Origin of the sequence: Kitasatospora hibisci (assembly GCF_043950205.1) — a bacterium.
Classification (GTDB): domain Bacteria; phylum Actinomycetota; class Actinomycetes; order Streptomycetales; family Streptomycetaceae; genus Kitasatospora; species Kitasatospora hibisci.
Genome location: NZ_CP171642.1, coordinates 4,557,717 through 4,578,886, shown reverse-complemented (window position 1 = coordinate 4,578,886; position 21,170 = coordinate 4,557,717). Strand labels below are relative to the sequence as shown.

Sequence of the window (21,170 nt, the reverse complement as noted above, 5' to 3'; positions counted from 1 at the left end):
GCGCCCCCGTGTCCACCCACCGCCAACGATCGAGCCGACCGTACCGCGGGGAACCGACACCCGGCCTGCCGAGGGCGCGGACTCCGGGCCCCGTGCGCACGGTGGCGCTCGTCAGGCCCCGGCCGAAGCAGGTGTGACCGGCCGTCGGGCCGACCTCGCGGCTCTCGTCCCGGTCGGCGGGCACGTCCGGGACGCGGAAGGGCACCGCCTGCCGGGTCGGCGGCAGCAGCCGGCCGTGCGGCGGTGCGGTCATGAACCGGTCCGGGTCGGCGGCGGCGGAGATCATGCCCCCCGGGGGCCAGGGGCTCTGCTCGGTGACGCCCACCCGTCCGCCGTCCGGGCCGGGCGCGTCGGGGAAGGCGGTGGCGTGCGGACCGGGAACGGCGGGGTGTTCACCGTCCAAAGCTCCAACTAGCTCTCGCCCGAAGGGCGGTGATCGCCCTTGGGAACGGGTCTGCGGGAGCCGGGCGCCCCGGCCGTCCAGGACGGTCCCCCGCCCGTCCACCGGCCGTCCCCCGGCCGACCCCGAGACGGCCCCGGGCCGGTCGCCGAGCATGCGTGAGGGGCGGGAGCCGGTCATCGGCTCCCGCCCCCGGGGATCGGGTCCGCCGCGCGGGCCGGTCCGGTCCCGCCGGGCGGGCGGGCGCGGACGGGACGCCCGCCGGACCCTAGTGCGCGGAGTGCTTCTCCGCTCCGCGGTGGCGGTGGCCCTTGAGCTCGGCGTGCATCGCGGGAGCGGAGTGCATGGCCGCCACCTCGACGTCGCGCCCGCCGTGGCGGAAGGCGGATCCACCCGAGGATGCACCGGCGGAGGACGGGGTGCCGGTCCGCAGCCGCGGTGGGAGCGGTCTCGGGCTCGTCGCCATGCCCCGCCGTTCCAGCAGGTCCTGGGTTCCCCGGCGGAGCTTGGTGCTGCTCGGCATCGACTTGGCCATCGTGGGCCTCCCTTCGGCGGTCTCCGGCCCGGACAAGCGTCGGCCGGGAGGGCCGCACGGGCGTTATGTCCGGATTCCGGCCGGGTTACACCTGGGTCCGCCCACCCGGTCGGGGCTCAGCCCATGACCTCGTGCACGTAGCACCAGCGCCAGTCCTCCCCCGGCTCGTAGGAGCGGATCACCGGGTGGGAGCTGTTGTGGAAGTGCGCGGTGGCGTGCCGCTGCGGCGAGAAGTCGCAGCAGCCGATGTGGCCGCAGTCCAGGCAGATGCGCAGGTGCACCCAGTCCCGGCGCCCCTGGGCCAGGCAGTCGGCGCAGCCGTCGGCCGGCGGGAGGGGGTCGATGTCCAGGGGTGCCGCGGTGAGGTCTTCGCAGGCGCTCATGGACGCAGGGTAGTGACGGCGCCCCGGCCCGCGGGGCCAAGACACGCCCCGCCGGTCAGTGCGCCACCGGCCCGCCCGGGGCCCCTGCTCCTCCGGTCCGCGCCGCCCCGGCCCGCGCCGCCCCGGCCCGCGTGCCCTCGGCACGCGGGTCGCCGGGCCCGCCGTCGGCGCGCCAGCTCGCCGGCAGGGCGAGCAGCGCGAGCTGGGCGAGCTGGGCGAGCTCCTCGCGGCGCAGTCCCTGCACCCGGCGGCGGCCGTGCGTGGTCAGGCCGACCTCCTCGGGCCGGATCCGGGACCGGCGCGGACGGAGGACGTCCCCCACGGTGTTCTCCACGCCGGGCAGCGCAGACCGGGACGACCCGGGCGAGGGTGGTAACGGCTTTCCCAGGATGGCCTTTCCCGGGTTGCGCCGTCCCGGGTTGCGCCGTCCCGGGTCGGACGCAGCCCTGGGCGCCCGTGCGCGGCGCGAACAGAGTGGTTCCCGCCGGGCCCGCCACGGCCCGGCGGGACCCCCCGCGGCGGCCCGCACCGACCGAGCCCGCCCGGCGTCCCCGACCGCCGGCAGCACCCGAACAGGAGCACCCGATGAGCTACCCCGCCCTCGCCACCCGCACCGCCGTCGTCACCGGAGCCGCCAGCGGCATGGGCGAGGCCACCGCCCGCCTGCTCGGCGCCGCCGGGGCCCGGGTCGCACTGCTCGCCCGCCGCACCGAGCGGCTGGACGCGCTGGCCGCCGAGATCGGCGCCGCCGGCGGGCGGGCGCTCGCCGTCACCGCCGACATCACCGACCAGGCCTCGGTGGACGCCGCCGTCGAGGCCGTCCACGACGCGTTCGGACCGGTCGACCTGGTGGTCAACAACGCCGGTGTGATGCTGCCCAACCCCGTCGCCGACGGCCGGATCGACGAGTGGACGCGCATGATCGACACCAACCTCACCGGTGCGCTGCGGATCGTCCGCGCCTTCGCCGGCGACCTCACCGAGGCCGCCGCCGGGGGCCGCCCGGCCGACCTGGTCAACGTCTCCTCGATCGCCTCGCACGTCGCCTTCCCCGACTACGCCGTCTACGGCGCGACCAAGGCCGCGCTGACCCAGCTCTCCACCGCGCTCCGCACCGAGTTCGGCCCGCGCGACGTCCGGGTCAGCGCGATCGAGCCCGGACTGACCGACACCGAGCTCGGCGGACACATCGACAACCCGGTGCTGCGCGAGCAGCTCGGCGGGATGTTCGCCGTGATCCCGGCCCTGACCGCCGACGACATCGCGGACCTGATCGGCTACACCGTCACCCGGCCCCGGCACGTCAACCTGCGCCACCTGGTCGCCCTGCCCACTCGGCAGGCCTGACCGGGCCGGCAGGCCTGGGTGCCCGGTGCCGCCCGGTGCGCCGGCCCGGGCCGAGGGTTCTCCGCCGCGCCCGGGCCGTGCCGTGGGAGCATGCCAACCGTGGCGATCGTGACGGGGAGAGTGGACAGCGACACGGGCGGTGCCCGGTCCGGCGGCATACCCGGGCCGAGCGGGCCCGGCGGGCAAGGGGTGCCCGGCCCGGCCGCCACCGGCCGGGTCCGCCAGCCGGTGGCACTGATCCGGCTGCTGGCCGGTGTCGCCGCGATCACGCTGACCCTGCTGCTCGCCGACTACGCCCGGGCCACCACCTCCGGCATCGCCAGCGACGTCGCCCAGGCGGCCGAACTGGTCCCTCGCACCCTGGCCGGACTCGCCGGGGGCCTGACCACCGCCGCCCTGCTGCTGGTCCCCGCCTACTCCGCGGCCCGCCGGCTGACCTCGGCCGCGGCCGACCGCCGGCGCACCCTCCAGCACCTCTCCGACGGGCTGCTGGCCGCCGTCGTGGCCTACGGGATCTCGCTCGCGCTCGACCTCTGGGTCGACGAGGCGGCGTCCCCGACCCTGGTCGCCGCGCTCACCCAACGGCTGCCCGGCGGCGGCCTGGCGCACACCGAACCGGTCTACGGCTACCTCGCCCCGGTGCTCGCCTTCCTGACCGCCTCCGGCGCCCGCGAGCGCCGGCTCCCCCGGCTCACCCTCGCGGCCTCCGCCCTCGCCGGCCTGGCCGCCGGGTACGCCACCCCCACCGCCCTGCTGCTCGGACTGCTGATCGGCTGGACCGCCGCGCACGGCACCAGCTACGCCGTCGGCACCCCCGACCCGCGGCCGAGGCCGGCGCAGCTCATGCGCAGCCTGCGCGAGGCCGGGCTGCGCCCGGTCGCCGCCCGGCCCGCCGGCCCGGACCGCTACCTGGTCACCCAGGAACCCGGCCGTCCCGACCTCGACGTCCAGCTGCTCGACCGGCAGGCCGTCACCGCCGCCCTGGTCCAGCGCGCCTGGCGCCGGATGCGGCTGCGCACCGCCCCGCACCCCCGGGCGCTGCGCTCGTTGCGCACCGGGCTGGAGCACGAGGCGCTGGTCTCGTACGCGGCCGTCGCGGCCGGCGTCCGCACCCGCCGGATCGCCGCCACCGCCGAGCTCGGCCGCGACACCGCGCTGGTCGCCTACGAGTACCTGCCCGGCCGCACCCTCGACCGGGTGCCCGACGAGGAGCTGACCGACGCGCTGCTCACCGACGCGTGGTCCCAGCTCGCGCTGCTGCACCGACGGGAGATCTCGCACCGGGCACTGGTCCCCTCCGCGCTGCTGGTGGACGACGACGGCGCGGTGCACCTCGTGGACCTCGCCGACGGCGACATCGCCGCGAGCGACCTGGTGCTGCGCTGCGACACCGCCCAACTGCTCGCCACGTTCGCCCTGCGCACCGGGGCCGAGCGCGCGGTGCGCACCGCCGTGGCCGTCCTCGGCGCGGACACCGTCGGCGCCGCCCTCCCGCTGCTCCAGCCGATCGCGCTCGCCGGCACCACCCGGCGGGAGCTCCGGCGGGCGGCCGCGGCCGCCCGGGCCGCCGCGGCGGAGCAGCCGCAGCCGGCGACCGCCCCCGCGCCGCCGGCGGAGCTGCTGGACGCCATCCGCGCCGAGGTCCTGCGCACGCAGCCGCAGGCGCCGGTCCGGGCGGTCAAGGTGGAGCGGCTGCGGCCGCGGACCCTGCTCGCCGTCGGCGGCGGTGTGGTGGCCGGCTGGCTGCTGCTGCCGCAGCTCTTCGCGACCGAGCAGAACCCGATCGCCGCCGTCGCCGACGCCGACCCGCTCTGGCTGGTGCTGGCCCTGCTGGCCGCCGCCACCAGCCACGTCACGGCCGCGATGGGCTTCGTCGGTTTCGTCCCCGAGCGGCTGGACTTCCGCAACGCGGTGTACGCGCAGGTCGCCGGCTCCTTCGTGAAGCTGGTCTCGCCCGGCGGCGTCGGCGGGGTGGCCCTGAACACCCGGTTCCTGCAGCGGGCCGGCATCCCGACCGCCCAGGCGCTGTCCAGCGTGGGCGTCGGCCAGCTCTTCGGGCTGGTGCTGCACCTGCTGCAGCTCGGGGCGTTCGTCTACCTGATGGGCATGGAGCCCGGCGGCTCGGAGCTGGACGCGCTGCCCGCCGTGGTGGGCGGGCTGGTCGGGGCGGGCGTGCTGCTGGCCCTGGTGTCGGCGGTGCCACCGGCCCGCCGCTGGCTGGCAGCCCGCCTGCGGCCGCTGACCTCCGAGGTGCTGCCCCGGCTGGTGGAGCTGCTGCGCAGTCCGGGGCGGCTGGCGGTCGGGGTCGCCGGCCAACTGCTGGTCTCGCTCTGCCTGGTCGCCTCTCTGTACTGCTGTTCCCGGGCGGTCGGGCGGGAGCCGGCCTTCGCCGCGGTCGCGGTGGTCTTCCTGATCGGCAACGCGGTCGGCAACGCGGCGCCGACTCCGGGTGGGGCCGGCGCCGTCGACAGCGCGCTGGTGACGCTGCTGGAGCACTCCGCGTCGATGGAGGAGGGCGGCGCACTGGCAGCCGTGGCGCTCTACCGCCTGCTGACGCTGGTCCTGCCGGTGCTGCCGGGATGGGCCGCCTTCACCTGGCTGCAACGGCGCGGCGCGCTGTAGCGGACGGCCGGCACGACCGGCACGGCTGCCGCGCCCGCCCGCGGCTGCGGCGGGGCCTCCCGTGACTACTCGCGGTACTCGTCCTCGTCCAGCTGGACGATCCGGCTCTGCTCGGCGACGTCGGCGACCTCGGTGGCCGGGTCCGCCCCGAGCGCGCGGCGCTCGGCCAGCTCGTCGTACTCGTCGCCCTCCTCGGGCTCCTCGTCCGACTCCACCACCTCGGCGACCTCGTCCAGGTAGTCCTCGTGATTCTGCGGCATGGCATCCGTCCTTGCTGCTCGGAGGCTCCCACGGGCCCGCCCCGGGTACTGGAAGTATCCGCCGACCGCTGCCCCGGCGCGATGCGCCGACGGCCGCCCGGCGTGTTGCCGGGCCCGCCCGACGGCCCCGGGGCAACCGGACGGAATCCGGGGGCCGGGCCGCCCGGGGGTACGATCAGTGCCGTACCAACAGGGCTTACCCACACCCACCCGGTGGCCCCGAGGCCCTTACGAACGACGGGGAAATCATGTCCGGCTCGCACTACTTCACCGGTGCACCCGAGGTCGAGAGCGACCGCCGCCCGATCACGGTGACCCTCCCGGACCTCACCCTGGAACTGACCACCGACAGCGGGGTGTTCTCCCGCAGCCGGCTCGACCCGGGCACCCGGATCCTGCTGGAGCACGCACCGCCGCCGCGGGTCCGCGGCCCGATCCTGGACGTCGGCTGCGGCTACGGCCCGATCGCGCTGACCTGGGCGACCCGTCGCAAGCGGCTGCCGGTCTGGGCGGTGGACGTCAACACCCGCGCGCTGGAGCTGGTCCGGCTCAACGCGGAGGGGCTCGGGCTGGGCAACGTGCAGGCGGCACTGCCGGAGGACGTTCCGGCGGACCAGCGGTTCGCGGCGATCTACTCCAACCCGCCGATCCGGATCGGCAAGGCCGCCCTGCGCCGGCTGCTGCACCAGTGGCTCGGCCGGCTCACCCCGGACGGTTCGGCGTTCCTGGTGGTGCAGAAGAACCTGGGCTCGGACTCGTTGCAGAAGTGGCTCAACGAGCAGGGCTACCCGACCACCCGGGTCACGTCGGTCAACGGGTTCCGGATTCTGGAAGCGCGGCCCCGCCCGGAGGGCGAGGGCCCCGAGAGTGGACGAGGTACGACGACGTGAAGCAGCTCCGCGGGACCGAACTGAAGCGGCTGCACCGCTCGTGGCGGCGCAGCAACGAGTTCCGGCTCGCGCTGATCCTGGAGAACCTGCAGTCGCCGTTCAACGTCGGCTCGGTCGTCCGGACCGCCGCCGCGATGGGTGCCGAGAAGCTGTACCTCACCGGCGACACCCCGTCGGTGCGCTCGGCCGGCGCGCAGAAGGCCGCGATGGGCACCGACAAGTACCTCAAGGTCGAGCACTTCGCCACCGTCGGCGAGGCGGTGGCCGCCGCCAAGGCGGACGCCTTCAAGGTGGTCGGCCTGGAGCTGGCGGACGAGGCGGTGCCGATGTTCGCCGCCCGGCTGACCCCGGCGGTCGCGTTCGTGCTGGGCCACGAGGACCGCGGCATCACGCCCGAGGCGCTGGGCCTCTGCGACCAGGTGGTGTTCGTCCCGCAGCTGGGCAGGGTCGGCTCGCTGAACGTCTCGGCCGCCGCGACGGTGGCCTGCTACGAGGCGCGCCGCCAGGGCTACGCGATCAGCGGCACCCCGGACGGCGACGCCGACGGCGGCCCGGACTTCGACGACGAGTGACCGGCGCCGGGTGACCTGCGCCGGGTGACCTGCGGCCGGTGACGGGTGACGGGTGACAGGTGACCTGCGGCCGGTGACGGGTGACCGGTGAGGACGACCGACCGGCCGGTGGGGGCTGTTCCGTGCCCCTTCCGCCCGGCCGGACGCCGCTCGACCGCTCAGATCAGACCTCGACCAGCACCTTGCCACGGTTGGCCTCGCGGTCCAGGTAGAGGCTCCGGTAGGCCCTGGGAATCTCGTCGAAGCCCTTGTGCACGGTCTGGTGGTAGCGGATCCGGCCCTCGCGGACCAGGCCGCCGAGGTCCCGGTGCATCTCGGCCAGCAGCGGCTCGGTGAACCACTCCTGCGCGAAGATCCCGCGGACGGTGGTGCGCGGGAACATGATGTACGGCAGCAGCCGGGGCCCGGTGAGCTCGCCGTTCACGGTGGTCGCCCACTGCCAGCAGACCGCCACCCGGCTGTCCACGTTGAGCATGGTGAACACCGCGTCGGTGACCGTCCCTCCGAGGTTGTCGAAGTAGCGGTCGACCCCGTCCGGGGCGGCGGCGAGCAGCTCCCGGCGGACCGTCTCCGCGTCGTCCGCCTGGTCGTACAACACCACCTCGTCGAAGCCCAGCTCCCGCAGGTACCCGGCCTTGCCGGGCGACGCGGTGGTGCCGACCACCCGGCCGGCACCCGCGAGCCGGGCCAGCTGGGCCACCAGGGTCCCGATCGAACCGGAGGCGCCGCTGATCACCACCGTGTCCCCGGGGCGGACCTCCAGGAACCTGGTCATCGTGCCCCAGGCCGTCATGCCCGGCGCGCCCATGATGCCGAGCGCCGTGGAGAGCGGCAGCCGCTCGTCGTAGCAGGCCGGATCGAGCCGCCGGTAGGCGGGGAAGACCATCGGGAAGGCCCCGGTCCGCCACAGCTCCTCGGCCCCGTTGTGGACGACGTGGCTGCGCCAGCCGCCGAAGCCCTGGACCAGGTCCCCGACCCCGAAGGCGGCCTCCGGCCCGGCCTCCACCACCTCCATGATCGAGTCGGCCCCCATGTGGTCGCCGACCGGCGTCTCCAGCGCCAGGCCGTTCTGGTAGGGGTCCACCGAGACGTACCGGGTGCGGAAGAGCATCTCGTCCGGGCGGAGCCGGACCTCGACGTCCTCCACGGCCTTGCGGTAGATCCGGTTGACGTCCGGCACCCCGTCGAGGTGCTCGCGGACCACCCACTTCTCGATCTTCATGCCGGGGCCCCCGTCGAGACGGTGCTGGTGGACGGGATCTCCTCGACGAGCTCGGCCTGTTGCGCCGGCGGGTCGGCCGGGAGGAGGAGATGGGTCGGCGGCGGCGAGCCGAGGTCGACCGAGGCGGTGAACTCCAGCCCGTCGTCCCGGCAGACGAACTGCATCACGTGCCGGCCGGCCGCGGCGGCCCGGATCAGGCCACCGATGGTGGCCCAGACCCCGGAGAGGTAGAAGTCCGACAGCCCGGGAAGCACCGGGCCGTGCCGCTTGATCTCCTTCTCCATCGTCTCGGCGCCCTCGACGAACGGGTTCCAGCCCGGGAAGGCGCCGTCGTAGACGCCGGTGTAGCGGACCTGGGTGAGCGGGGTGGAGACGTCCGCGACGGCCACCGCCCCGGCGAAGCCGGGGAACCGCTCGTCCAGGAAGGCGACGATCCCGTTGCGGACCCGGCGCTTGGCCTCGGTGTACTCCCGGCCGTGCTTGACCGGCAGGGTGTGCAGCTCCTCGCCCCGCCGCACCCGCGAGGACTGCTCCGGGCCCCGGTGCAGCGCCCGCCAGGGGGCGATGTCCGAGAAGTAGGTGGCGAACACCACGGTGGAGTCCCGGGGCGCCAGCTCCGGGTAGTGCCGGGTGCGGAACTGCACGTTCATGCTGGGGCAACGGATACCGGTGAGGTCGGCGGTCTCCCGCTCGGAGAGCAGGTAGGTGGTGCACGGGTCGCCCGTCGGGAACGGTCGGCGCAGGCCGAGGAAGAGCGAGACGTAGCCGGGCGACAGCTGGCCCGGTTCGTCGATCAGCGAGGTGTAGAGCCGCCGGTAGGTGTCGTTGAGGTAGCGGCCCTTGAGCAGCTTCATCACCGTGGTGTGGCCGTCGGCGGCGGAGACCACGATGTCGGCCCGGAACTCGCGGCCGTCGCTCAGCCGCACGCCCACCGCCCGGTCCTCCTCGACCAGGATCTCCTCGACCCTGGCGTTGTACGTCACCTCGCCGCCGAGCCCGAGGTAGCGCTGCTCGATCGAGCGGGCCAGCGCCAGTGAACCGCCCTCCGGCACCCCGGCGGCCCGGTTGGCGTGCGAGGCGAGCTGGAAGTAGAACGGCAGCACCGGGAAGGCCGGGTGCTTCTCGTAAAGGATGAAGTTGAACGCCTCGCGCAGCAGCGGGTCGCGGAACCGCAGCGCGTAGTCGGTCATCAGCACGCCGATCGACCTGCGGATGGTGCCGAGGTAAGGGAGGAACGAGGCGAGCATCCGCCAGCGCTCGGCCCGGCGCATCAGCCCCACCGGCTTGAGGAACGGGTACACCGCCAGCGCCTTCTGGAAGGTCCGGATGCCGTCGCAGAACTCCCGGATCGGGACGGCGTCGACCGGGGAGATGCCCAGGAGGTGGGACTCCAGCCGGTCCGGGTCGGAGTAGAACCGGACCTCCCGGCCGTCCCGGCCCCGGACGACGTTGAACACGTCGAAGTGCCGCATCTCCTTGCCCTGGAGCGCGCCGAGCTCCAGCCAGATCTGGTACATCTCGTTGCCCGGCCCGTTGCCGAGCAGCCAGCTGATGCACCAGTCGAAGGTGAAGTCGCTGCGGTCCCAGCCGGTGCAGGAGCCGCCGGGGATCTCGTGCATCTCGAAGATCCGGGTGCGGTAGCCGTTCATCCGGGCGTAGCAGCCGGTGGAGAGCCCGCCCAGGCCGCCACCGATGATGATCATCGATTCCCGTCGGCGTTCTGGCGCCTTGTCCCGTGCCAATTCCCTGGCCTTCCTCGTCGTTGCCGTTGCGTGGTCGCGTAGGTGCGTCTCCGGCGGGGTGCTCACCAGGCGACCGGAAGCGCCTGCAGGCCGTTCACCATGGCGTCCTCCTTCCAGCGCAGCCGGCTCTCCGGGACGGCCAGCCGCAGGCCGGGAAGCCGGTCCAGCACCGTCTCGATCGCCACCTGGAGCTCCAGCCGGGCCAGGTGGGCGCCGATGCAGTAGTGCACGCCGTGGCCGAAGCCGACGTGCGGATTGTCCGGACGGTCCAGGACGAGGCGCTCCGGCTCCTCGAACACCTCCGGATCGCGGTTGGCGGCGGCGGTGGCGATCATCACCGCCTCGCCCGCCCGGACGGTCACGCCGCCCAGATCGACGTCGGCCGTGGCGTACCGGGGCAGGCTGAACCCGGTGAGCAGCGGCACGTAGCGCATCAGTTCCTCGACCGCCTTCGGGATCAGCTCGGGCCGCCTCCGCAGTCGCTGCAACTCGGCTGGATTGACCAGGAGTTGGTGAAAGAAGTTGCCGATCTGGTTGGTGGTGGAGACGAAGCCGGCGATCAGCAGGTCGCAGCCGATCGAGAGCAGTTCCTCCTCCGTGATCAGCCCCTCCTCGCGGCAGGCCCGGACCAGCACGGTCAGCAGGTCCGGACCGGGCTCGCGTCCGCGCAGGTCCAGCACACCGGCCAGGTACTCGATGAACGCCCGGCCCTCGACGGCCAGCACCTCGCCGGGGGTGACGGCGGAGAGCACCGTCTCGGCCCAGGCCCAGAGTCTCCGGTGGTCCTCGGCGGGGATGCCGAGCACCTCGCAGATGATGGTGGTCGGCATCGGGATGGCGAAGTCCGCGACCAGGTCCGCCGGTCGGCCGGCCGCGACGAAGGCGTCGACCAGCTCACCGGCCAGCTCGCGGGCCCGGTCACGCAGCCGCTCGACCCGGCGGGCGCTGAACTCCCGGGCGACCAGCGAGCGCAGCCGGGTGTGTTCGGGCGGCTCGGTGGAGAACAGGCCGGCGCCGGTGCGGGCGACCGGGCGCATCCGGGGCTGGTCCCGGCCCATCGCCTCGGCCAGGCTGAAGCGCCGGTCGGCCAGCACGGTGCGCACGTCCTCGTAGCGGGTGGCCAGCCACGCCCCGTCGCCGTACGGCAGCCGGACGCGGGCCAGCGGACGCTCCCGCAACCCGGCGTACCGGGGGTGGAGTTCGAGCCCGACCGACTCGAAGGGGTAGGACAGCGGCGGGTGCTGCCGGAGCATGGCGGGGTCCACCTCTCGTGCGGGGCCGGGGACGGGGCCGGGGACGGGGCCGGGGACGGGGACGGCGGAGCCGATGCCGCTCTCAGGACGCATCGACAGCACCCCCGGCGAGGATCGACCGCGCCAGCCCGGCGTTGCGGGCGCTGTGCGCGCCGTCGAGCATCTCGGCATGGGCGCCGAATCCCTGGAACACCGCCGCCCCGGTCGCCGAGCTGCCGTGCCAGGCGCCGCGTTCCCCGGCCGCGTAGCGGGCCGCCGCGGCGTCGTCGGAGATCACGCTGATCGGTGCCGCGATCACCCCGAGGTTGGGTGTCCGGCTGCAGAACCGCAAGTAGTCCCGGGCCTGTTCGCTGGTCTCCCGGGCGACGGCGGCCGAGCCGGTGTGCCGCTGGAGGTGCTCGGCCAGCTCGCGCTCGAAGGCCTGCACGTGCTCGTCCCGGAGGGTGTAGCACTCCGGGATCCGGTGCGAGTCCATGATCACCACATGGGGCACCGCCCGGCCGCGCCGCTCCAGTTCCTTGGCCACCTCGAAGGCGAGGTTGCCGCCGAGCGAGTAGCCGAGCAGCGCGCACGGCCCCTCCGGATCGACGGCCTCGACGAGGTCCGCGTAGCGGGCGACCTTGTCGTCCCCCGCGAGGTAGTTGAAGGCGACCATCCGGTACTCCGGCAGGTGCGCCGCGAACTGCCGGTAGACCAGCCCGTGCCCGCCGGCCGGCGGGAAGCAGAACAGCGTCTGCTGCTGCTCCTGGTTGAACCAGAGGTACGGCTGGCCGCCCTCGATCCGGCCGGTGACGACCTGCTCCAGCGTCCGGGCCATCCCGTGCAGGGTGGTGGCCTTGAAGAGCAGGCTGACCGGGACGCTGACGTTGAACTCGGTCCGCAGTCCGTGGATCAGCTCGATCAGCCTGATCGAGCTGCCCCCGCACTCGAAGAAGTCGTGCTGGAGGCCGAGGCCGTCGACGCCGAGCAACGCCCGCCAGTGCTCGGCCATCCGCACCTCGTAGAGGGTGGCCGGAGGCTCCGCGGCCCGCTCCGTCTCCGCCGCCCGGGGCGCGGGCAGCGCGGCGAAGTCCACCTTGCCGTTGGCGGTGAGCGGCAGCGCCGGCAGCTCGGTGATGTGCGTGGGGATCATGAAGGTCGGCAGGTAGCCGGCCAGGTGGCGGCGGAGCTCCCGGCGGTCCAGCGTCCGCCCGGCCGCCGGGACGCAGTAGGCGCAGAGCACCTTGTCGCCGCCCCGGTCGGCCCGGAGGGTGACCACCGCCTCGGCCAGCCCCGGCCAGGCGGCGAGCCGGCTCTCGATCTCGCCGAGCTCGATCCGGTGACCGCGCAGCTTGACCTGCGAGTCGGCCCGGCCGAGCAGGTGCACCCCGCCCCCGGCGTCCCAGCGGGCGAGGTCGCCGGTGCGGTAGAGCCGGACCGGCTCGGTGCCGTCGGCCCCGCCGAGCGGCAGGCTGACGAACCTCCGCGCGGTCTGCTCCGGGTCGCCGACGTAACCGAGCGCGACCCCGGAACCGCCGATCCACAGCTCCCCCGGCACACCCGGCGGGACCGGTCGGCCCCGGTCGTCCAACAGGTAGAGAGCGGTGTTCGGGAACGGCCGCCCGATCGGGACCATCCGGCCGGGCTCCAGCGCCTCGACGGGGCCCTCGAAGTACGCGCTGTCGATGGTGGCCTCGGTCAGGCCGTACGAGTTGACCAGCCTGGTCCGCGGACCGCAGAGCGCGCGCAGCCGCTGGTACTCCTCCACCTTCCAGACGTCCGAACCGACCACCAGCAGCCGCATGAAGTCCAGCCGCAGGCCGGACCGTTCGCAGTGGCCGACCACCGTCCGCACCACTGCCGGAACGAACTCGCCGGCGTCCACCCGCTCGGCCCGCATCACGTCGAGGAGCCGGGCGGTGTCGAACATCAGCTCCCGGCCGGCCAGCACCAGGGTGCCGCCCGAGCAGAGCGCGCGGACCACGTCCCCCGTGAACACGTCGAAGGACGGACCGGCCATCTGGAGGTGGACCCGCGCCTCGCTCTCCAGCCGGTACTCGGTGCGCCAGGCCTGGTAGGCGGAGGCGAGGTTGGCGTGCGAGACCGCGACGGCCTTCGGACGGCCGGTCGAGCCGGAGGTGTGGATGACGTAGGCCGGGGACTCCGGGTCGACCGGCCGGTCGGTGAAGGCGGGAGCGGCGTCCGGGGTGGGAGCGGCATCGGCGCCTGTCCCGGCGTTCCCGTCCAGCAGGTCGCCGGTACCGACCAGCCGGAGCGGCAGCCCGGCGAGCCGCTCGGCGTCGTCGCCGACCAGGAGCACCGCGCCGACCTGCTCCACCACGTACGCCAGCCGGTCGGCCGGGTCGGCCGGGTCGAGCGGCAGGTAGGCGGCGCCGGTCCGGAGCACCGCCAGCAGCACGGTGATCAGCTCCGGCGACTTCTCCAGGCAGAGCGCCACCACCGCGCCCGGCCCGGCGCCGAGCGCCCGCAGCCGGGCGGCCGCCCGGCCGGAGCGCCGCGCCAGCTCGCCGTAGCCCAGCCGCACGGCCGCACGGCCGGACTCCGCCGGCGTGACGACCGCGCAGGCCTCCGGGGCGACGGCGGCCGCGCGCAGGATCAGCTCGTGCACCGGCTCCTCGTGCGCCACCCGCCGATCGGCCCCGCTCCACCGCTGGAGCACCACGGCCCGCTCGCCGCGGTCGAGCGGCTCCAGCCCGGTGGCCGGCTGCTCGGCGCCCGCCCCCGTCAGCCCCGCCAGCAGGTTGACGTAGTAGCCGGCCAGCCGGGCCGCCGTCGCCGGGAGGAAGAGGTCGGTGTTGTACTTGAGGACGCAGTGGAACCGGCGCTCCGCCTCGTCCTCGTAGGCGGACAGGGTCAGATCGAACTGCCCCTCCTCTTCCGGGAGTTCGATGTACTCCAGGCGGTAGCCGTACTTCCCGGCGGCCACCTTGTGGTGCAGCAGGATGAACATCGCCTGGAACACCGCCGAACGGCTCGGGTCGTGCTGCAGCCCGAGCTTCTCCACCAGCAGCACGAACGGGTACTCCTGGTGGTCCAGCCCGCCCAGCACCGTGGTGCGCACCCGCGCCAACAGCTCGGCCACCGTCGGCGCGCCGGCCAGCGAGACGTGCAGCGGCAACGGGTTGACGAAGTATCCGTAGACCGAGCCGAACTCCTCGTCCGTCCGGCCCGTCACCGGGCTGCCGACGATGATGTCGTCCTGGCCCGAACAGGCGTGCAGCAGCAGGTAGTAGGCGCTGAGCAGCACCATGAAGACGGTGACGTTGTGCGCGCGGGCCAGCTCGTGCACCCGGGCACTCAGCTCCTCGTCCAGGACGAAGAACTCGGAGGCGCCGTTGTTCGTCTGCACCGCCGGCCGCGGCCGGTCGGTGGGCAGCTCCAGGACCGGCACCTCCGCGGGCAGGTGCGAACGCCAGTACTCCAGCATCCGCGACGCCTCGCGGCCGGCCAGGAACGCGTTCTGCCGGTTGAGGAAGTCCAGGTAGCGGGCCCCGACCGGGGGCAGCTCGGGCGCCCGCCCCTGCCGCAGGCCCTCGTAGACCGCGAGCAGCTCCTCGATGAAGGTGAAGGTGGAGATCGCGTCCGAGATGATGTGGTGGACGGCCTTCATGATCACCCAACGGGCCGGCCCCCGCCGGAACAACCGGAACCGCACCAGCGGATCGCGCTCCAGGTCGTACGGCCTGCGGTACTCGCGCACGATCAGGGCGTGGACGTCGGCCCATTCCAGGCCCTCGACGTCGAAGACCCCGAAGTCCGGCTCGACCGCGGGCGAGATCCGCTGCACGGGCCGGCCGCCGTCGAGCACGAAGTTGGCCCGCAGGCTCGGGTGGCGCTCGACCATCGCCCGGAACGCCGCTGCCATCAGCTCCGGCTCCAGTTCCACCCGGACCTCGACCGCGCCGCCGATGTTGTACGCGAAGCCGTCCGGGTTGAGCTGTTTGAGGAACCAGAGCGCCTGCTGGTTCTGCGTCAGCGGGTACGCCGACTCGTCCTCGTACCGCTCCACCCCGGCCGGCCCGGCGCCGCAGCCGGCGACGTCGAGCAGCTCGGCCAGGCCCTCGTACAGCTGCGCCACCAGCTCGGCCACCGGCGCCCCGGAGAGCAGCGCCACCACCGGAGGCGCGGTGCCGAGCTCGGTGTTGAGCCGGGCCCGCAGCTCCATCGCGAGCAGCGAGTCCAGGCCGAGCCCGCTGAGGCCGCAGCCGGGCCGGATCCGGTCGGCGGGCATCCGCAGCACGACCGCGGCCAGCGCGGTGAACCGCTCGGTGAGCAGCGCCAGGCGCTCCTCCTCGCCCACCGCCCGCAGCGTCTCCAGCAGGCTGCTCCGCCGCGGCTCCGGGGCGTTCTCCCGGGCGGCCGCGGCGAGGTCGGCGACCAGCGGCGGCGGTGCCGGGTACCAGGAGAGGAAGACCGGCCAGTCCACCACCGTGGCGACCAGCAGCTGGGCCCGGTCCTGGCCGAGCACCCGCTCCAGCACGGCCATCCCGGTCTCGGGTGCGAGCGAGCTCATGCCGCGGCTGTTGCGGTAGTGGTCGATCAGGCCGAGCTCCTCGATCATCCCGGTGGCCCACGGGCCCCAGTCCAGGCTGAGCGCCGGCAGGCCGAGGGCGCGGCGGTGGTGCGCCAGCGCGTCCAGGAAGGCGTTGCCGGCGGCGTAGTTGGCCTGGCCGGCGGTGGTGAGCAGGGAGGCGATCGAGGCGAAGAGCACGAAGTGGTCGAGCGGTTCGTCCGCCAGGCAGCGGTGCAGGGCGAAGGCGCCGAGCACCTTGGGCCCGTGGACGGCGTCGAAGACCTCGCGGTCCAGCTCCGGCACCAGGGTGTCCCGGACCTGCCCGGCCAGGTGGAAGACGCCGCGGACCGGCGGACGGCCGAGCGCGCGGTGCTCGGCGAGCCAGTCGGTCAGCGCCCGTTCGTCGGTGACGTCCAGCACGGCCGGGAGCGGCTCGGCGCCGAGCGCCTCCAGCTCGCGCAGGAACGCGACGGCCTGTCCGGCAGGGGTGTCCGGGTCGAGCCCGCGCCACTGCTCACGCGGCGGTACCGGGCTGCGGCCGACCAGGATCAGCCGGCGGGCACCCCGGCGGACGAGGGTGCGGCAGAGCAGCCTGCCGAGCGCGCCGAAGGCGCCGGTCACCAGGTAGCTGCCGTCCGGCCGGAGGTTGGGGGGCAGCGGGCCGGTCAGGCCCTCGGCGGGGCGCAGCCGGGCGGTCAGCCGGCGGCCGGAGCGGAGCGCGATCTCGGCCTCGTCGGCGCGGGCGAACTCGCGCAGCAGCGCGGCTGCCTCCTCGTCGGCAGTGGCGGGGGCGGCGGGGGTGGACGCGGTGGCGGTGCCGGTGGGACCGGTCGGAGCTGCGGCCGGGCCGAGGTCGACCAGCTTGCCGAGGTGGCCGGGCAGCTCCTGGTGACGCAGCACCCGGCCGATGCCCCAGGCCGGGGCACCGAGCGGCTCGACCGGCTCGCCCGAGGCGGTGGCCTGTGCCGAGCGGGTGACGATGTGCAGCCGGGCGTCGGGCAGTTCGGCGGCCAGGAGTGCGGCCAGTGCGACCAGGCTGTACGCGCCCGCGCCGGTGTGGCCGGCCACGGCGGCGTGGTCGGCCGCCTCCAGCTCCGGCCGGTCGAGGTTCCAGAGGTGGACCACGGCGGCCGGGTCGGGGGCGCCGGAGGCCCGCCGGTCGGCCAGCAGCCGGCGGAGGTCCGCGGCGGAGCCGGGCTCGACGACGGCGGGGCGGCCGTCGTCGGCGGGGTGGTAGTCGGGGCCCGGGCGGACCGGTTGGCAGCTGCCACCGCGCGCGGCGATCCGGGCCGCGAGGGCGTCGGCCACGCCCCCGCCGTCGGCGAACACCAGCCAGTGGTCGGGGTGTTCGGCCAGCAGGTCGGGGGCGTCCGGCTCGTCCGGCAACTCGGTCCAGACCGGCTCGGCGAGCCAGCCGTCGATCGTCGCGAGGCCGACCGCTGTGGCGGCGGCGTCCACGTCCGCGGCCCGGAATCCGGTGATCCCGCCGAGCGGGACGCCGTGCTCGTCGTGGACGGCGACGTCGCCGACGAGTTCGGCGCCCGCGTCGCGGGTGACGGTGGCGTGCACCAGCAGCGGGCGCTCGCCGATCGCCTCCAGCCGCACCTCGTCGATGGCCAGCGGCAGTTTGATGCCGGTGCCGCCGGGCGCCGCCACCAGCAGCTGCGGTGCCAGCAGGGTCTGGAAGAAGGCGTCCATCAGCACGGGGTGGACGTGGTGGCCGGTGCCCTGCCCGGCGACCGCGGCCGTCGGGCGGACCACGGCCAGCGCCTCGCCGGGCCCGATCCAGACCTCCTCGATGCCCCGGAACGCGGGGCCGTAGTGGTAGCCGAGGGCGGCCAGCTCGGTGTAGCAGTCCGGGCCGGCCAGCCGGCGGACGGCGCGGGCGCGGATCCGCTCGGCGTCCAGCCGGTGCCCGTGACGGCGCCTTCGCTGGCCGGGCCGGACGCTGCCGGTGGCGTGCACGGTGCGTTCCTCGCCGGTGAGGGTGGCGACGGTGAAGGCGCCGTTCTCGGCGGAGAGCGAGAGCCGGACGGCCCGGCTCTCGCCGTCGGGCAGGAAGAGTGCCCTGCGGAGCTCGATCCCGGCCAGCGCGGCGTCGGTACCGCCGGTCAGCGCCCGGACGGCCTGGACGGCCATCTCCAGGTACCCGGCGGCGGGGAAGAGCACGCTGCCCTGGATCCGGTGGTCCTCCAGGTAGGGCAGCGCCTCGACGTCCAGCCGGGCCTCCCAGGCCGGTTCGGCGCCGACCAGGCGGCGGCCGAGCAGCGGATGGTCCAGTCGGCCCCGGCGTACCTGCTCGACCGACCGCGGCTCGACCCAGTGCCTGTCCCGGCGGAACGGATAGCGCGGCAGCGGCACCGGCCGTCCGGCGGGCTGCAGCACCGACCAGTCCACCTCGGCGCCCAGGTTGTGCAGGGCGGCCAGCGAGGCGGTGAAGACGACCCGCTCGTCCTCCCGGCGGCGGATCGAGGGCAGCGTCCGCACCTCCGGGCGGTCGGCCCCGGCCGGGCGGTCCACCGCCGTCTCCGGGGCCGCGCGGGCCGCCGGCGGCGCGGTCCGGGCCGCCACCGTCTCCTGGATCGCACGGCCCAGCACCGGGTGCGGGCCGATCTCCAGGAAGACGCCGAGGCCGTCGTCGGCCAGCCGTTCCACCGCCTGCTGGAACCGGACGCTGTCGCGGACGTTGTGCCACCAGTACCCGGCGTCCAGCTCGGTGCCGTGCGCGGTGCCCTCACGGGCGGTCAGGTGGAGCGGCACCTGGGCGGGGCGGGCCTTGAGGTCGGCCAGCGACTCCAGCAGCTCGTCCTTGATCAGCTCCATCCGGGCGCTGTGGTACGGCACGTCGACGGTCAGCCGCCGGACGAAGACCTGCTCGGCGGCGAACCCGTCCGCCAGCGCCGCCAGCACCTCCTCATCCCCCGCGAGGGTGAGTGAGGTCGGGCTGTTGACCGCCGCCACCGAGACCGCGTCGCCGTACCGGCGGAGCCGGCGGACCGCCTCGGCCTCGGAGAGGGCGACGGCGAGCATGCCGCCGGTGCCGGCCAGTCGCTGCTGGAGCCGGCTGCGGTGCACCACCACCTTGACGGCGTCGGCCAGGTCGTAGACCCCGGCCTCGTGGAAGGCGGCGACCTCGCCGGTGGAGTGCCCGACCACGGCGTCCGGGCGCAGACCGCGGCTGCGCCAGAGCGCGGCCAGGCCCACCTGGACGGCGAAGTTGGCGGGCTGGGCGAGCCAGGTCTCGGCCATCCGCGACCGTCCCTCGGCGGCGGCCAGCTCCTCCAGCAGGGACCATCCGGTCAGCTCGGCCAGGTGCTCGGCGCAGGCCTCGACCGCCTCGCGGTAGACCGGCTCGGTCGCGAACAGCTGCCGGCCCATCCCCCACCACTGCGGGCCCATACCGGTGAAGACCCAGGCCGTCCGGCGGTGCCGGGGCTCCCGGCGCCGGTCGGTCAGCACCCGGGGGTGCGGCTCGCCGCGCAGATACGCGCCGAGCGCCTCGTCCAGGGAGGCCCGGGAGTCGTAGACGACGGAGAGGCGGGCGTCCAGGTGCTGGCGGCGGTGGGCCAGGGTGTGGCCGAGGTCGGCCGGGCTCGCGGGAGTGCCACCGCGGACGCCGGCCAGCTCGGCCCGGATGCCGGCGGCGAGCTCGGGAAGGGCGGCGGCCTCCCGGGCGGTGAGCGGGAGCACGGTCGGGGCGGGGAGCGGTGCGACGGCCTGGGCCGGCAGCGGGACGCCGGCCGTGGAGGCCGGCTCGGGGGCGGCCTCCAGCAGGACGTGGGCGTTGGTGCCGCCGAAGCCGAAGGAGTTCACGCCCGCCCGGGCCGGGCCCCGGTGCTCGGGCCAGGGCGTGGGTTCGAGCGGGATCTCGTACGGCAGCGCGGCCGGGTCGATCGCCGGGTTGAGCCGCTCCAGGTTGATGTGCGGGGGAATCAGCCGGTGCTTGAGCGCCAGCGCCGTCTTGATCAGCCCGGCCAGCCCGGATGCCGACTCGGTGTGCCCGATGTTGGTCTTGACCGAGCCCACGTAGCACGTGTCGCCGGGGCGGCGGCCGACGGCGAGCGCCCGGGCCAGTGCGTTCGCCTCGATCGGGTCACCGACCGGGGTGGAGGTGCCGTGCGCCTCCACGTACTGCAGGCTCCCCGGGGCGATGCCGGCCTGGGCGCAGACCCGCTCGATCAGGCTGACCTGGGCGTCCGGGTTCGGCACAGTGATGCCGTTGGTGCGGCCGTCCTGGTTGACCCCGCTGCCGATCACGACCGCGTGGATCGGGTCGCCGTCGCGCAGCGCCTCGGAGAGCCGCTTGAGCGCGACGACGGCGACGCCCTCGGCCCGGACGTAGCCGTCGGCCGCGGCGTCGAAGGTGCGCGAGCGCCCCTCCGGGGAGAGGAAGCCGCCCTTGGTCTCGGCGACGGTGTACTGCGGCGCGATGTGCAACAGGGTGCCGCCCGCCAGCGCGAGGTCGCTCTCGCCGCGCAGCAGGCTCTGGACGGCGAGGTGGACGGCGACCAGCGAGGAACTGCAGGCGGTGTCGACGGAGACGCTGGGGCCGCGGAAGTCGAAGCAGTGCGAGATCCGGTTCGACACCATCGTCATCATCGTGCCGGTGGCGGTGTGTGCGGCCAGGGTCTCGAACGAGAGGTCCGAGAACTGGGTGATCTTGTAGTCGAGGGTGAACGCGCCCACGTAGACGCCGACATCGCGGCCAGCCAGCTCGGCCGGCTTCTGCCCGCCGTCCTCCAGCGCCTCCCAGGCCACCTCCAACAGCTTCCGCTGCTGGGGGTCCATGTGGTCGGCCTCGCGACCGCTGATCCCGAAGAACGCCGGGTCGAACTCGTCGAACCCGTCGATGTAGCCGCCCCGGCCGCCGACCAGCCGGCCGGGCTTCGACGCGTCCCGGCTGCCCAGGGTGGCCACGTCGTACCGGCTGCGCGGGGTGGGCGTGAGGCAGTCCTTGCCGTCGACCAGGTTCTGCCAGAACGAGCGGTGGTCGCAGGCGCCGCCCGGGAAGCGGCAGCCGATGCCGATGATCGCCACCCGCTCCGGACCGTCGGCGGTCGAGGGCGCACGGCGGTCGTGGCCGGCGGTGCGGGTGGAGGTGCGGGTGGAGGTGTGGGTGGCCGAGGCGGTGCGGACAGGGCCTGCCGGGGCGGGGGGATCGGCGGGATCGGGCGCTGCGGCGAGGAGTGCATCCGTCATGGTCGAGTCCTTGTGTCGCTGCGTTCGCGCGCGGCACGGGCGTGGGACGGCCGCGCGGGCATGGGGACGGCGGCCGTGCACCGGTTCCGGGCGTACCGGAAGCCGGGCCGGCCACGGGGGGAGGCCGAGGCCGGGGCGGGCCGAGGGCGGGCTGGGTCGGCGAACAGGTCGGGCCGTGAGCGTCAGGCTTCGGAGGGACGGCATCGGACGGACGGCATCGGACGGACGGCAT

At 74.8% G+C, this 21,170-nt stretch carries 11 protein-coding genes and 1 pseudogene; 4 read left to right on the top strand and 8 right to left on the bottom strand.

Annotated elements, in window-relative coordinates:
* Positions 1 to 668: 668 nt before the first annotated feature.
* From ACF9IK_RS19780 to ACF9IK_RS19770, 3 genes and pseudogenes are all read right to left on the bottom strand, one after another.
* On the bottom strand, positions 669 to 935 hold the full coding sequence (locus tag ACF9IK_RS19780) for a hypothetical protein (protein ID WP_395295510.1): 267 nt from the start codon (positions 933 to 935) through the stop codon (positions 669 to 671).
* Positions 936 to 1,051: 116 nt separating this feature from the next.
* On the bottom strand, positions 1,052 to 1,318 hold the full coding sequence (locus tag ACF9IK_RS19775; protein ID WP_395295509.1) for a UBP-type zinc finger domain-containing protein: 267 nt from the start codon (positions 1,316 to 1,318) through the stop codon (positions 1,052 to 1,054).
* Positions 1,319 to 1,511: 193 nt separating this feature from the next.
* A pseudogene (locus ACF9IK_RS19770) lies at positions 1,512 to 1,652 on the bottom strand (transcriptional regulator); the annotation flags it as partial.
* Positions 1,653 to 1,903: 251 nt separating this feature from the next.
* On the opposite strand from ACF9IK_RS19770, the gene ACF9IK_RS19765 reads away from it, so the two are divergent.
* Both ACF9IK_RS19765 and ACF9IK_RS19760 read left to right on the top strand, forming a co-directional pair.
* The gene (locus ACF9IK_RS19765; RefSeq protein WP_395295508.1) at positions 1,904 to 2,665 is read left to right on the top strand and encodes an SDR family oxidoreductase; all 762 of its coding nucleotides are present in this window, start codon (positions 1,904 to 1,906) and stop codon (positions 2,663 to 2,665) included.
* A 99-nt stretch (positions 2,666 to 2,764) separates the two neighbouring features.
* Positions 2,765 to 5,287, top strand: a complete 2,523-nt coding sequence (locus ACF9IK_RS19760; RefSeq protein WP_395295507.1) for a lysylphosphatidylglycerol synthase domain-containing protein — start codon at positions 2,765 to 2,767, stop codon at positions 5,285 to 5,287.
* A gap of 65 nt (positions 5,288 to 5,352) precedes the next feature.
* Here the strand turns inward: ACF9IK_RS19760 and ACF9IK_RS19755 are convergent, their stop codons facing one another.
* Positions 5,353 to 5,547 (bottom strand): hypothetical protein, encoded by a 195-nt coding sequence (locus ACF9IK_RS19755; protein WP_395295506.1) that lies wholly within the window; start codon positions 5,545 to 5,547, stop codon positions 5,353 to 5,355.
* A 248-nt stretch (positions 5,548 to 5,795) separates the two neighbouring features.
* Here ACF9IK_RS19755 and ACF9IK_RS19750 point away from each other — a divergent pair, with 248 nt between their 5' ends.
* Together ACF9IK_RS19750 and ACF9IK_RS19745 are read left to right on the top strand one after the other, a co-directional pair.
* Positions 5,796 to 6,437, top strand: a complete 642-nt coding sequence (locus ACF9IK_RS19750) for a class I SAM-dependent methyltransferase (RefSeq protein ID WP_395295505.1) — start codon at positions 5,796 to 5,798, stop codon at positions 6,435 to 6,437.
* Positions 6,434 to 7,009: a TrmH family RNA methyltransferase gene (locus tag ACF9IK_RS19745; protein ID WP_395295504.1), complete on the top strand. Its 576-nt coding sequence runs from the start codon at positions 6,434 to 6,436 to the stop codon at positions 7,007 to 7,009. The genes ACF9IK_RS19750 and ACF9IK_RS19745 overlap by 4 nt, the downstream gene beginning before the upstream one ends.
* Positions 7,010 to 7,172: 163 nt before the next feature.
* Here ACF9IK_RS19745 and ACF9IK_RS19740 read toward each other — a convergent pair whose 3' ends face one another.
* The 4 genes from ACF9IK_RS19740 to ACF9IK_RS19725 form a co-directional block, all read right to left on the bottom strand.
* Positions 7,173 to 8,231 (bottom strand): MDR family NADP-dependent oxidoreductase, encoded by a 1,059-nt coding sequence (locus tag ACF9IK_RS19740; protein ID WP_395295503.1) that lies wholly within the window; start codon positions 8,229 to 8,231, stop codon positions 7,173 to 7,175.
* Positions 8,228 to 9,934 carry a phytoene desaturase family protein gene (locus ACF9IK_RS19735; protein ID WP_395295502.1) on the bottom strand — a complete coding sequence of 569 codons (1,707 nt, stop codon included), beginning with the start codon at positions 9,932 to 9,934 and terminating at the stop codon, positions 8,228 to 8,230. The genes ACF9IK_RS19740 and ACF9IK_RS19735 overlap by 4 nt, the downstream gene beginning before the upstream one ends.
* A 101-nt stretch (positions 9,935 to 10,035) precedes the next feature.
* Positions 10,036 to 11,319: a cytochrome P450 gene (locus ACF9IK_RS19730; RefSeq protein ID WP_395295501.1), complete on the bottom strand. Its 1,284-nt coding sequence runs from the start codon at positions 11,317 to 11,319 to the stop codon at positions 10,036 to 10,038.
* Positions 11,309 to 20,938 (bottom strand): amino acid adenylation domain-containing protein, encoded by a 9,630-nt coding sequence (locus ACF9IK_RS19725; RefSeq protein WP_395295500.1) that lies wholly within the window; start codon positions 20,936 to 20,938, stop codon positions 11,309 to 11,311. The genes ACF9IK_RS19730 and ACF9IK_RS19725 overlap by 11 nt, the downstream gene beginning before the upstream one ends.
* Between the last annotated feature and the right edge of the window lie 232 nt (positions 20,939 to 21,170).